11 protein-coding genes are annotated in these 12054 nt (G+C 63.3%); 7 read left to right on the plus strand and 4 right to left on the minus strand.

Annotated elements, in window-relative coordinates; translation table 11 throughout:
• Window positions 1-16: 16 nt before the first annotated feature.
• The 4 genes from ispG (at window position 17) to E5K00_RS03270 (ending at window position 4457) form a co-directional block, all read left to right on the plus strand.
• Window positions 17-2110: a (E)-4-hydroxy-3-methylbut-2-enyl-diphosphate synthase gene (gene ispG, locus E5K00_RS03255; protein ID WP_135461633.1), complete on the plus strand. Its 2094-nt coding sequence runs from the start codon at window positions 17-19 to the stop codon at window positions 2108-2110.
• A gap of 434 nt (window positions 2111-2544) precedes the next feature.
• Window positions 2545-3207, plus strand: a complete 663-nt coding sequence (locus E5K00_RS03260; protein ID WP_135461635.1) for a Rossmann-fold NAD(P)-binding domain-containing protein — start codon at window positions 2545-2547, stop codon at window positions 3205-3207.
• A gap of 172 nt (window positions 3208-3379) precedes the next feature.
• Window positions 3380-4033 (plus strand): HAD family hydrolase, encoded by a 654-nt coding sequence (locus E5K00_RS03265; RefSeq protein WP_135461637.1) that lies wholly within the window; start codon window positions 3380-3382, stop codon window positions 4031-4033.
• A gap of 103 nt (window positions 4034-4136) precedes the next feature.
• Window positions 4137-4457, plus strand: coding sequence for a DUF6984 family protein (locus E5K00_RS03270; RefSeq protein ID WP_135461639.1), 321 nt, complete (start codon window positions 4137-4139; stop codon window positions 4455-4457).
• Between the two features lie 6 nt (window positions 4458-4463).
• Here the strand turns inward: E5K00_RS03270 and E5K00_RS03275 are convergent, their stop codons facing one another.
• The gene (locus E5K00_RS03275; protein ID WP_135461641.1) at window positions 4464-4931 is read right to left on the minus strand and encodes a nuclear transport factor 2 family protein; all 468 of its coding nucleotides are present in this window, start codon (window positions 4929-4931) and stop codon (window positions 4464-4466) included.
• Window positions 4932-5109: 178 nt separating this feature from the next.
• Here E5K00_RS03275 and E5K00_RS22750 point away from each other — a divergent pair, with 178 nt between their 5' ends.
• Together E5K00_RS22750 and E5K00_RS03280 are read left to right on the plus strand one after the other, a co-directional pair.
• A complete protein-coding gene (locus E5K00_RS22750; protein WP_167856736.1) occupies window positions 5110-5286 on the plus strand; it encodes a DUF6728 family protein in 177 nt (58 codons plus the stop codon).
• Between the two features lie 22 nt (window positions 5287-5308).
• Entirely contained in the window at window positions 5309-5674 is a 366-nt protein-coding gene (locus tag E5K00_RS03280; RefSeq protein ID WP_135461643.1) for an MmcQ/YjbR family DNA-binding protein, read from the plus strand.
• A gap of 107 nt (window positions 5675-5781) precedes the next feature.
• Here the strand turns inward: E5K00_RS03280 and leuS are convergent, their stop codons facing one another.
• Window positions 5782-8559, minus strand: a complete 2778-nt coding sequence (gene leuS / locus E5K00_RS03285) for a leucine--tRNA ligase (protein ID WP_135461645.1) — start codon at window positions 8557-8559, stop codon at window positions 5782-5784.
• A gap of 334 nt (window positions 8560-8893) precedes the next feature.
• On the opposite strand from leuS, the gene E5K00_RS03290 reads away from it, so the two are divergent.
• Entirely contained in the window at window positions 8894-10480 is a 1587-nt protein-coding gene (locus tag E5K00_RS03290) for a DUF4139 domain-containing protein (protein WP_135461647.1), read from the plus strand.
• Window positions 10481-10486: 6 nt separating this feature from the next.
• Here E5K00_RS03290 and E5K00_RS03295 read toward each other — a convergent pair whose 3' ends face one another.
• Both E5K00_RS03295 and E5K00_RS03300 read right to left on the minus strand, forming a co-directional pair.
• Entirely contained in the window at window positions 10487-11188 is a 702-nt protein-coding gene (locus E5K00_RS03295; protein WP_167856737.1) for a spheroidene monooxygenase, read from the minus strand.
• A gap of 245 nt (window positions 11189-11433) precedes the next feature.
• A complete protein-coding gene (locus E5K00_RS03300) occupies window positions 11434-11946 on the minus strand; it encodes a pyridoxamine 5'-phosphate oxidase family protein (RefSeq protein ID WP_135461649.1) in 513 nt (170 codons plus the stop codon).
• Between the last annotated feature and the right edge of the window lie 108 nt (window positions 11947-12054).

The raw sequence follows: 12054 nt of genomic DNA on the forward strand, positions 1-12054 counted from the left end.
CCACCTAGTCCGCCGCATGACCACTGCCTCCGCCTCCAAGATTTACTGCCCCAGCCTGACCGAATACAAGCGCCGCCTCTCGCGCGAAGTGAAAATCGGGGACCTGCCCCTGGGCGGCCTCAACCCGATTCGGGTGCAGAGCATGACCACCGTGGATACCATGGACACCCTGGGCTCGGTCGAGCAGACCCTGCGCATGGTCGAAGCCGGCTGCGAATACGTGCGCATCACGGCCCCCAGCGTGAAGGAGGCCCAGAACCTGCTCGAAATCAAGAAGGAGCTGCGCAAGCGCGGCTGCTCGGTGCCCCTCATTGCCGACATTCACTTCACGCCCAACGCCGCCGAGTTGGCCGCCCGCATCGTGGAGAAAGTGCGCGTGAACCCCGGCAACTACGCCGACAAGAAGAAGTTCGACGTCATCGACTACACCGACGCCAGCTACGCGGCCGAGGTGGAGCGCATCCGGGAGCGGTTCCGGCCCCTGGTCCAGATCTGCAAGCAGTACGGCACGGCCATGCGCATCGGCACCAACCACGGCTCTTTGTCCGACCGGATTCTGTCGCGCTACGGCGATACGCCGCTGGGCATGGTCGAGTCGGCCCTGGAGTTTTTGCGCCTCTGCGAAGAGGAAAACTACTACGACGTGGTGCTGAGCATGAAGGCCAGCAACACCCAGGTGATGGTGCAGGCCTACCGCCTGCTGGTGCAGAAGCTCGACGAGGAAGGCCTGCAGCCCTACCCGCTGCACCTGGGCGTCACGGAAGCCGGCGAGGCCGAAGACGGCCGCATCAAGTCGGCCGTGGGCATCGGCACCCTGCTCGAAGACGGCCTCGGCGACACCGTGCGCGTGAGCCTCACCGAAGCCCCCGAAGCCGAAGCCCCCGTGGCCAAGGCCCTGATTGACCGGTATACTACCCGCGCCCAGGAAGCCAAGCCGATTCGGCCTTTGACCCCTCCCCAATCCCTCCCCAAAAGGGAGGGGCTTGAAGTAGCCTTCGACGTTGTTTCGTCTGGCACCCCTCCCTTTTGGGGAGGGGACGGGGGAGGGGTTCCCATCGACCCCTTCCAGTACCACCGCCGCGCCACCCGCGAAGTGCGGAACCTGGGCGGACAGAACGTGCCCCGGGTGATGGTGGACATTTCCCGCCTCGCGGCGGTGGAATACGCTGATCTGCGCGCCGTGGGCCACTTGTACTCGGCCTTCCTCGACAAGTTCCAGATGAGCGACCTGGGGGCCGATTACCTCTACAGCGGCCAGCGCCCGGTGCCCTTTATGCTGCCCAACGGCCTGAAGGAAGTCGTGGACTACAGCGCCTGGCTCGACGCCGGCCGCCGCCCCGACCACTACCCGGTGCTTACCCAAACCGAGTACGCCGAAGCCGCCGCCAAGCACCCCGAGCTGAACTTCGTGTTTCACAACCTCGACTCGCTCACGCCGGCCGCCCTCGACCAGCTCCGGGACGATGCCACGGCCGTGGTCATTCTCTACACCGACAACGCCCACGCCATGCCCGAAATCCGCCGCGCGTTTTTCGAGCTGCTGAATAACGGCGTGCCCAACCCGGTCATTATCAACCGCCAGTACCCGGCCCTCACGCCCGAGCAAACCCAACTCTACGCCGCCACCGACGTGGGCGGCCTGCTCCTCGACGGCCTCGGCGACGGAGTGGTGCTGAGCACCGAGCTGCTGCCCGAGCGCCCGAAAGAGGAGTGGCTCCAAGCCCTGGATCAGCTCAATCAGCTCAGCTTCGGCATTTTGCAGGCGGCCCGCACCCGCATGTCCAAAACCGAGTACATCAGCTGCCCCAGCTGCGGCCGTACCCTGTTCGACTTGCAGGAAACCACCGCCATGATCCGCAAGCGCACCGACCATTTGAAGGGCGTCAAAATCGGCATCATGGGCTGCATCGTAAACGGGCCCGGCGAAATGGCCGACGCCGACTACGGCTACGTGGGCGTGGGCAAAGGCAAAATTGCCCTCTACCGCGGCCAGGAAGTCATCAAGAAAGCCGTGCCCGAGGAGCAGGCCGTGGATCAGCTCATCGAGCTCATGCGCGAGGATGGCCGCTGGCTGGAGCCCGTGGTGCTGGAAGAGCCGGTGGGGGCGTAGCTACCTTCTCGTTGGTCAGGCTGAGCTTGCCGAAGCATCCCGCGTGCCAGCAGAGTCACTCGCCCCGGCGGGGCTAAGTCCAGGTACCCGTTGTAGAGACGCAATATGTTGCGTCTCGTCGTTGAACGGTTGGAAACGCGCCACCTTGCCTGTACTAAACAACATCAGCAACGACGAGACGCAACATATTGCGTCTCTACAACGGGTGCATTGACGCCGAAACTGCTTTGAAACAAGTAGAAAACGCCTAGTTAAGCGCTGATGCACTGGTGCCAGCTGTAGAAAACGCTGCCTTTTTCTTTCTGGTTTTCTACAACCAGTGTAGAAAACAACTCCTTTGCTGGCGAAGTTTTCTACAACCCTGGCGCTGCCCTGAATAAAGAGGTTCAGTACCAGATGTAAAACATCCGCCCCGCTCAGCCGTCTACTGACGTATGAAGATCAAAGCAATTCTGACCGGGGCGACCGGTATGGTGGGCGAGGGAGTGCTGCACGAGGCCCTACACAGCCCCGACGTGGAGCAGGTGCTCAGCATCAGCCGCAAGCCCTCGGGCGTGACGCACCCTAAGCTGCGCGAAATCATCCACCAGAACTTCCACGATTTGTCGCCGATTCAGGACCAGCTCGTGGGCTACAACGCCTGCTTTTTCTGCCTGGGCGTGTCGTCGGTGGGCCTGAAGCAGCCCGAGTACCAGCGCCTGACCTACGACCTTACCCTGCACTTCGCCCAGACGCTGCTGCCCCGCAACCCCGAGCTGACGTTCTGCTACGTCTCGGGCGCGGGCACCGACAGCTCGGCCCACGGCCGCAGCATGTGGGCCCGGGTGAAGGGCCGCACCGAAAACGACCTGCTGGCGCTGGGCTTCAAAAGCGCCTACATGTTCCGGCCGGGCTTGTTACGCCCCACGCCGGGGCAGCAGCACGTGCTGTCGTACTACAAGTACTTTGGCTGGCTCTACCCGGTTGTCCGCGCCGTGTTGCCCAAGTTTGCCTCGACGCTGGCCGAGCTGGGACAGGCCATGCTCAGCGTGGTGCGCCGGGGCTACCCCAAGCCCGTGCTGGAAGTGCCCGACATCGTGGCCGCCGCCGGGAAGTAGGGCGAATAGAAATACAGAACGTCATGCCGGGCCTGAGCGAGACATCTGGCGTGCAAGGGTAAGTAAAATTACTGCTGCACGCCAGATGCTTTCCTTTGTTCGGCATGACGTTCTTTTTGCTCCGTCGGCCCGGTCGGAGTACTACCTTTGCCCGCCCACTTACTTCCCCTGCATGATTCGCACCGTTATCTTCGACATGGACGGCGTGCTGGTCGACACCGAGCCGCTTCACCACGACGCTTTTTTCCGCCACTTCGCCGAGCTGGGCATTCCCATGACCCGGGAGGAATACGCGACGTTTCTGGGCGCTTCCACCCGCAACGTGTACCAGACGCTCAAGGCGCAGTTTGGCCTGGAGCAGGAGGTAGAAACCCTGATTCAGCGCAAGCGGGAGCTGTTTGGCAAGTCCTTCGACGAATCCCGGGAGCTGGAGCTGCTGCCCGGCGCCCGGCCCCTGATTGAGGCGCTGCACCAGGCCGGCGTGCCGCTACAGCTGGCCTCGTCGGCCTCCAAGGAAACCATTGCCCGCGTGTTCACCCGCTTCGGCCTCTACCCGTACTTCGACAACCTGGTCAGCGGCGAAGATTTTCCCCGCTCCAAGCCCGACCCGGCCATTTTCCGGCACGCCGCCCAGCTGGCCGGCATTCCGCCCCACGAGTGCGTCGTCATCGAGGACTCGGCTAACGGCGTGACGGCGGCCAAGGCGGCGGGCATGGTCTGCATTGGCTACCAAAGCGAGCATTCCGAGGGGCAGGACCTGCACCACGCCGACCAGGTGGTAGCGAGTCTGACGCAGCTGTCGGCCGCCGCTATCCTGGCCTTGTAAGGGGGCTTGTTCAACGCATTGACTGCCTTTTTGGGCTCCGGCCGCCTTCCCCTTTCCGGCGGCGCTGCGTATACAACAGGGCACTAGCGAGGAAAAAGTACCCATGACCAACCGTGTGCTGAAACTGCCCGAGCTGGGCTTGCTGGTCTTTTTGCTGCGGGGTCAGCCCCGTTACGACCACCTGCTGGGCCGGCTCTACTCCATCGAAGTCACGGAGCTGGACGCCGCGGCCAGCGGCAGCCTGCGCTTCAGCAATGCGCGGCCCGACCGGCGGCTGGGGGAGAAAATTGCGGCCACCCGCTTCCTGGACGAAGACGGCGTGCCGGTCTTCGTGTCGCTCTACCTCGACCAGCAGGGCGAATTGTACGAGCTGGACTGCTGGAAGGTGGACGACACGCCATTGCGGCGCATTCCGGCGTTTTAGCGCCCATTACGGGCAGCCGTCCTTGCGCCGGGTGTCGATGATGTGCACGATTTTCCAGTTGCCGGCCAGCTTCACCAGCTGGAAGGAATTATAGCCGCAGTGGCTGAATTTGGTGCCCACGTAGAACTGGTAGGGCGTCCAGACGCTGGCCAGGGGAGCGTCCACCAGCACCTGCCCGAAGGTGATGCGCTCATCGTAGACGTCCGGGTGCGGTGTGCCCACGGCCTTGAGAAACGCGTTGGCCGGCTCAATTTCCACCTGCCCGCCATTTTTGGGGCTGATGGTGTGCAGCACCACGCCCGGGGCCAGCGTGCCGCGCACCATCGTGCTGTCGCCCTGGCGCATGCCGTCGAAAAACGTGGTAATGGTCTTTTGCACGGCGGCCGTTTCGGCGGCATTGGCCGGGGCTTTCTGGGCCCGGGCGGCCGTGGCGCCGGCCACGAGCAGCAGGAACGAGAGGAAAGGGTGGCGCATGGGGGTTGGGAAAGGGTAGAAGTCGAGGAGAAAAGCCGGCTAACGACGCAGCCGGCCCCGGGCAAGTTGCAGGCACTTGACGACCGGTCGTCCCGGCGTTTTCCGGAATCTATTTACCTTGCCGGCAAATCATTCTGCCCCGGCGGATGTTCTGAAAACGAACCTACAAACAACTGATATGGAAGGCCGCAACCTGTTCAACTTCGGGCCCGCACTCGGATATTTCTTCCGCAAAAACGACCCCAACCGCAAAACCAACTTCAACCTGCGCACCATGCACTTCATCAATAAGCTGAGCATGGCCATGTTCCTGGTGGGGTTGTGCGTGGTGCTCTACCGCCTGTTTACCCGCTAACCAAAGTCCGGCCGCGCAGCGTATGAACATCGAAGAGTTCCGCGACTATTGCCTGCTCAAAGCCGGCGTGACCGAAGAAACGCCCTTCGGCCCGGAAACCCTGGTGTTTAAGGTCGGCGGCAAAGTGTTTGCCCTCACCGACATCGACACCTTCGGCAGCATCAACCTGAAGTGTGACCCGGAGCGCGCCCAGGAGCTGCGCGAGCAGCACGACTACGTGCTGCCCGGCTACCACATGAATAAAAAGCACTGGAACACGGTGCTGGTCGGCACCGGCATTCCCGCCGGGCAGCTGCGCGCGCTCATCGACCATTCCTACGACCTGGTGCGGGCTTCCCTGCCCAAAAAGCAGCGCGAGGAGCTGGCCGCCGCCGAGCAGGAAAGCTAGCTGCCGCGGCCGGCAGTACCCGTAGCTCAGGCTTCGCCTGATCCAGAAAAAAGGCCCGCCGGAGTATTCCAGCGGGCCTTTTTCGGGCCAATACGGTGCCGTAGTCCTTACACCACCACGTTCACCATGCGGCCGGGCACGACGATAAACTTCTTGGGCTCCTTGCCCTCGGCAAACCGCGTCAGGAACCCCGACTCGCGCACTGTAGCCTCGATTTCGGCGGGGGTGGCGGCGGCGGCAAACTGCTGGGTTTCGCGCACCTTGCCGTTGATGGCCACGGGGTAGTTCACGGTGTCTTCCACCAGGTACTCCTCCCGGAACTCGGGGTAAGCGGCCGAGCTGATGCTGCCGGCCTCGTGGCCCAGGGTCACCCACAGCTCCTCGGCCAGGTGAGGGGCGTAGGGCGAGATGAGCACTACCAAGGGCTCCAGGATGCTGCGCTTGTGGCAGTCGAGGGCCGTCAGCTCGTTGACCGTAATCATCAGGGCGCTGACGGTGGTGTTAAACGAGAACTTCTCGATGTCTTCCTCCACCTTTTTGATGGCCTTGTGCAGGGCCTTCAGCTCGGCGGGAGCTGCCGCGTCCTCCGTCACGGCGAAGCTGCCGTCCTGGGGGTGGTAAAGGCGCCAGAACTTCTTCAGGAAGCCCGCCACGCCGCTCATGCCGTTGGTATTCCAGGGCTTGTACTGCTCCAGCGGCCCCAGGAACATTTCGTAGAGGCGTAGCGCGTCGGCTCCGTACTGATTGACCAGCACGTCCGGATTCACGACGTTGAACTTCGCCTTCGACATTTTTTCGACTTCCCAGCCGCTGACGTAGCGGCCGTCGTCTTCGAGGATGAACTCTGCATCAGCATAATCCGGCCGCCACTTTTTGAAAGCCTCAGTGTCCAGCACGTCATTGTTAACAATGCTGACATCCACGTGCAGGGCGGTGGTTTCGTGCTGGTCTTTCTTGCCGAGCGTGACGAACGTGTTGGTGCCGTTGATGCGGTACACGAAGTTCGAGCGGCCCAGAATCATGCCCTGGTTGATGAGCTTCTGGAAGGGCTCGTTGGCCGTTACCAGGCCCAGGTCTTTCAGGAACAAATGCCAGAAGCGGGAGTAGAGCAAGTGGCCCGTAGCGTGCTCTGCGCCACCGAGGTACAGGTCCACGTTCTGCCAGTACTTCTCGGCTTCCTGGCCCACGAAACGGTCGGCGTTGTGCGGGTCCATGTAGCGCAGGTAGTACCAGCTGGAGCCGGCCCAGCCGGGCATGGTGCTCAGCTCGTACTCGTAGAGGCCCTGGTACTTCCAGTCTTTGGCGCGGCCCAGGGGCGGTTCGCCGGTTTCGGTGGGCTTATACTCGTCGATTTCGGGCAGCACCAGGGGCAGATCGGCCTCGGCCACGCCGTAGGCTACGCCGTCTTTGTAGTAAATCGGAATTGGCTCGCCCCAGTAGCGCTGCCGGCCGAAGATGGCGTCGCGGATGCGGAAGTTGGTTTTGCCCTTGCCGATGCCGCGCTCCTCGAGCTGCTGAATCAGCGTTTGGGTGGCCTGCTGGTAGTCCTGGCCCTGAATGAGGCCGTGCAGGTAGGTGCCTTCCTTGGTCGGGTCGGCTTGCTCCGCAATCTGCTGCTGATTCACGACCTGCACGATGGGCAGGCCGAAGTGCTTGGCAAACACGTAGTCGCGCTGGTCGCCCGAGGGCACGGCCATCACGGCGCCGGTGCCGTAGCCGGCCAGCACGTAGTCGGCAATCCAGATCTGGATGGGCTCGTTGCTGAACGGGTTCAGGGCGTAGGAGCCGGTGAAGGCCCCCGACACGGTTTTGGTGTCGGCCATCCGGTCGCGCTCCGAGCGGCGCTTGGTGGCGTCGATGTACTCCTGGATTTCGGCCTGCTGCTCCGGGGTAGTCAGCTCTTTCACCAGCTCGTGCTCGGGCGCCAGCACCAGGAACGTGGCGCCGTAAATGGTGTCGACGCGGGTGGTATACACCTTGATCTGCGCCTGCTCGTGGCCTTGCACCTGGAACGTGACTTCCGCCCCGATGCTTTTGCCAATCCAGTTGCGCTGCATTTCTTTCACCGCGTCGGGCCAGTCGAGCGTGTCGAGGCCCTGGAGCAGGCGGTCGGCGTAGGCCGTGATGCGCAGGTTCCACTGGGGCATCAGGCGGCGCTCCACGGGGAAGCCGCCCCGCTCGGAGAGGCCGTCCTTCACCTCGTCGTTGCTGAGCACCGTGCCCAGGCCGGGGCACCAGTTCACGTAAGTATCCTGCTGGTAGGCCAGGCGGTAGGGGTGCACGGCCTGGAGTTTCTGCTTTTCGGTGAAGGTCTGCCACTGGCCGGCGGTGAAGCTGTGGCGCTCTTCCTCGTCGCCGGCCGCCCGGATTCCCTCACTGCCGTTCTGCTGAAACTTGTCGAGCAGGGTTTTCAGCGGCTCGGCCCGGTTGGTGTCCAGGTTGTACCAGCTGTTGAACAGCTTCAGGAAAATCCACTGCGTCCACTTGTAGTAGGCTGGGTCGGAGGTGCGCACCTCGCGGCTCCAATCGTAGCTGAAGCCCAGGGAGCTGAGCTGACGGATGTAGGTGTCGATGTTCTGCTCGGTGGTCAGGGCCGGGTGCTGGCCGGTCTGGATGGCATACTGCTCGGCGGGCAGGCCAAACGAGTCGAAGCCCATGGGGTGCAGCACGTTGAAGCCGCGCAGGCGCTTGTAGCGCGACACGATGTCGGAGGCAATGTAGCCCAGCGGGTGCCCCACGTGCAGGCCCGCCCCCGAGGGGTAGGGGAACATGTCGAGGACGTAGTACTTGGGCTTGGCCGAGTGGTTATCGGCCTTGAAAGTGCTATTGGCTTTCCAGTGGGCTTGCCACTTCTTCTCAATTTCCTGGGGACTATAGCCGGGCATGGGCTTCCGATTAGGTGGTTACTTGCTGAACTGGCGAAATTAAGCGGAAATGCCGGGAAAGGGTAATTCTTGCCCGGATTAGGCAGTCGGGAGCGGGTGTTTCGGATTCGGGAAGAAGTGTTTCGCCTTGCGTCGGAGGCGTTTCGGGCTTGGGTGGAAGTGTTTTCGATGGGGGCGGGACTGTTTTGTCTCCGGACGAACGTGGTTTGCGTTGGGCCCGCCGTGTTGTGCCCCGGTTACGAGGTGTATTGGAACAAGTGCGGGGCGGTTATTTGCCGAATACCGAACAGCGGGAAGCTCCACGCTGGGGAAAGTTGTGCAACTTGCTCCGTCCATGTATTCTATCCCGCTGTTCCGTATGCGCTACCGCTACTGGCTGCTGCTCCTGCTTTTCTCTGTAATTTATCGGCGCGGCGCGGCCCAAACGGCTCCCGTGCCGGTGCGGCCGGCCCTGACTACCGTAACGGTGTATCTGAACGGCACGGCGCTGGAGCACCAGGCGCGGGTGCCGTTGGCCGCGGGCCTCAACCGGCTGGCCCTGCTGGGGGTATCACCCAAAATAAACCCCGAAACGCTGGAAATAGAGCTCGGGGACGGGGCCGAAGTGCTAAGCCTGGGCCCCGACGATGCCCCCGCTGGCCCGGTAGCACTGAATACGTCGGCCGTGGATAGCCTGACGCGCGCCACCGAGGAGCTGCGGCGCACCGAGGCCGAGCTCCAGGGCCTGGACCAGGAAAAGGCTTTTCTGCTGGCCAACCGGACCGTGGCGGCGGGCCCCCAGGCCAGCTGGAGCGCCGAGGTGCAGCGCGGGGCCACGCTGCTGCGTACTCGCCTGGTGGCAATTCAGCTGGAAACCAACCGCCTGCAAACCCAGCAGGCCCGCCTGCTGGCCCAGACCACCGCCCTGCAGCCCCGCGCGGCCGCCACCGGGGCCGACAACCGGCTGGTGCTGCTGGTGCGGGCCGAGCGGGCCCTGACCGTGCCCCTGACGCTGCGCTACTACGTCGCCAGCCGGGCCCCGTGGCAGCCCAGGCTCGATATCCGCGCCGATGCCAGCGGGCAGCAGCTGCAGTTCGTTCCGCACGGGGTGCTGCGCAATCAGTCGGGGCTGGCCTGGGAACGGGTGCGCGTGGTGCTGATGCGCCACAACCTGGGCGAAGACGTGTCGCGGCCCGTGCTGGAGCCCTGGGCGCTGGATTTCGACGGCGGCGACCATATCGGCGAGGGCCGCATCGACCAGTTCGTGGTGAAGGGCACGGCCAAGGGCAAGCCCGTGGAAGTACCCCAGAGCACCCGCTACGAAGTGCCCGAAGCCGTAACGCTGGCTTCCGGCGGGCGGCGGGAGCTGGCGCTGCCGCCCGTGCGCCTGGCGGCCCGCCCCGAATACCTGGCCATTCCGCGGCTGTCGGAACAAGTGTTTTTGCAGGCCAAGGTCACCGGTTGGGAAGGCCTGCAACTGCCCGAGGAGGCCAGCGTGTACCACCAGGGCTCCTACGTGGGCACTACCGAGCTGAACGAGCGAGCCTACAACGACTCGCTGGAAGTAGCCCTGGGCCACGATGCGCAGCTGGTGGTAGGCCGGGCCAAGCTGGAAGACTTCAGCGGCAACGTTCCCCTGAGCGACAAGCGCCGGGTGCGCCTTACCTACGAGCTGAACGTGCGCAACAATCATGCTGCGGCCGTGCGCATCCGCATTCTGGATCAGGTACCCATTTCGGAGGAAAAGGAAATCGAGGTGAAGGTGCTCAACACCGGCGGGGCCCGGCTGGACGAGCGCACCGGCAAGCTCACCTGGGTCCTGACCCTGCCCCCCGGGGCCAGCCAGCGGCTACAGTTCGGCTTTCAGGTAGACTACCCCCAAAACCGGCCGGTAGAGATTATCAAGCACCAAACCCGGATTTCCTCGCCCAAATTTCGGTAGAACTGGCTACAGCAGCCCTTCCAGCGGGTTGCGGCCGTCGAGGGTGCCTTCGGAAGAAAGCACGCGGAAACGGGCAAACAGCTCCTCGCCGTACCACTGCTCCTGGCGGGTGCGCTGAATGACGCCCTTGTGCGCCGCCCCCCGGTAGGCGTACTGCTGCATGGCCCCGGCCGACTCCCACACGCTGAACGTAGCCTGGCGCACGATGGGAATTTCGCCCAGCCCAATGGCCGCCCGCACGCCCTCGGCCCGGGCAAAGGCGGCGCTGGTGGCGGGCACGGCGCGCCAGAACTGCGGGGCCTTCCAGAGCTTGATAGAGGCGCGGGTCAGCACGGCCACCGGGCCGTCGGGCGCGGCGGCCGGTTCGGCGGTCTGGTAGTCGAAGGGGTTGCGGCCGTCCCAGCGGCCGTGGGCTTTCAGCGGGGCCAGGCTCATGGTCCACTGCTCGGTGCTGTGCTGCTGATATGCTTGCCACAGCGGGTGGGAAGCCCGGAAGGCATCGGCGTCGGCCGCGGTTTCCCAGACGGCCATCAGGGCGTAGCGGCGGAAGTTGGGCTTGAGGCCAAAATCAAAGCCGCTGCCCAGCATCTTGAAAAAGCGCAGGCCTGGCACCCGTTGCAGCTGCCGGGGCGCGGTGCCCATGCGGGCCAGCCCCCAGCGCGTAGTGCCGGGCCGCAGGGTGAAAATGGTGAGGGTCGTGTGTGGCAAGTGAAGCTACGAAACTAGTTCTCCTCCTTCTTTTCAAGGAGGGGTCAGGGGTGGTAAGCTAGAGCTAGAAAATCGTTGGGGGAGCCGTACGGACCAAGCCCAGTTCTAAAGGTCGTTCTACGATTGAACCACCCCTAACCCCTCCTTGAAGGAAGGAGGGGAACTAGCTCCTAGCTTATAGCCCTAAAACAACAAAAAAGGGCCGGAATTGCTTCCGGCCCTTTTTGCTAAGTAAGCCCGGGAGCTTACTTCACGTTTACTTTGGCGTGCTCGTTCACGTCGTCGGAGGTGGCCCGCTCGCCGGTGGCCAGGGCTTTCACGTAGGCCGCTACCTGGGTCAGGGTGCTGCTGGGCGTGTCCCAGTACTCGCCCTTGTCGATTTCTACTTTCAAGATGTAGATGTTCGGGTCCTCCTTGCCCTTGGCAAACCAGGCGCGCATGGGCTCACTCCAGAGCTGGTCGATTTCGGCCTGGTCGCGGTAGGCGTTGGCCCGGCCCGAAACGGACACGTAGACGTTGTCGTCGGGCTTGGCGTAGCTCAGGTTCACATGGCTGTCCTTCTTGACTTCGTAGACTTTGGCCGAGTCCTTATCGGTCAGGAACACCAGGGCGCTGCTGCCGTCGGGCTTCTGGGTGTACATGGGGCGGCTGCGCAGGCTGCCATCCTCATCCTGGGTGGTGAGCATGGCGATGCGCACGTCTTTGATTTTATCGAGCAGGGTGGTCAGGTCGTTGGTTACGGGCGTTTCGGTAGCCATGAGTTGGGGTGTTTTAGTAAAGAGCGGAAAGAATAGTGCCCGCCGATACGTCGGGCGGTCTGGTTGGCTGTACGGTTTTGCGCCCCGTGGGGTTGAGCTTACCGGCTC

It is taken from the genome of Hymenobacter aquaticus (genome assembly GCF_004765605.1).
In the GTDB taxonomy this organism is placed as follows: Bacteria; Bacteroidota; Bacteroidia; order Cytophagales; family Hymenobacteraceae; genus Hymenobacter; species Hymenobacter aquaticus.

Coding starts and splice junctions, on each gene's coding strand:
- ispG (WP_135461633.1), top strand. CDS start 17: ATGACCACTGCCTCCGCCTCCAAGATTTACTGCCCCAGCCTGACCGAA.
- E5K00_RS03260 (WP_135461635.1), top strand. CDS start 2,545: ATGAAGATCAAAGCAATTCTGACCGGGGCGACCGGTATGGTGGGCGAG.
- E5K00_RS03265 (WP_135461637.1), top strand. CDS start 3,380: ATGATTCGCACCGTTATCTTCGACATGGACGGCGTGCTGGTCGACACC.
- E5K00_RS03270 (WP_135461639.1), top strand. CDS start 4,137: ATGACCAACCGTGTGCTGAAACTGCCCGAGCTGGGCTTGCTGGTCTTT.
- E5K00_RS03275 (WP_135461641.1), bottom strand. CDS start 4,931: ATGCGCCACCCTTTCCTCTCGTTCCTGCTGCTCGTGGCCGGCGCCACG.
- E5K00_RS22750 (WP_167856736.1), top strand. CDS start 5,110: ATGGAAGGCCGCAACCTGTTCAACTTCGGGCCCGCACTCGGATATTTC.
- E5K00_RS03280 (WP_135461643.1), top strand. CDS start 5,309: ATGAACATCGAAGAGTTCCGCGACTATTGCCTGCTCAAAGCCGGCGTG.
- leuS (WP_135461645.1), bottom strand. CDS start 8,559: ATGCCCGGCTATAGTCCCCAGGAAATTGAGAAGAAGTGGCAAGCCCAC.
- E5K00_RS03290 (WP_135461647.1), top strand. CDS start 8,894: ATGTATTCTATCCCGCTGTTCCGTATGCGCTACCGCTACTGGCTGCTG.
- E5K00_RS03300 (WP_135461649.1), bottom strand. CDS start 11,946: ATGGCTACCGAAACGCCCGTAACCAACGACCTGACCACCCTGCTCGAT.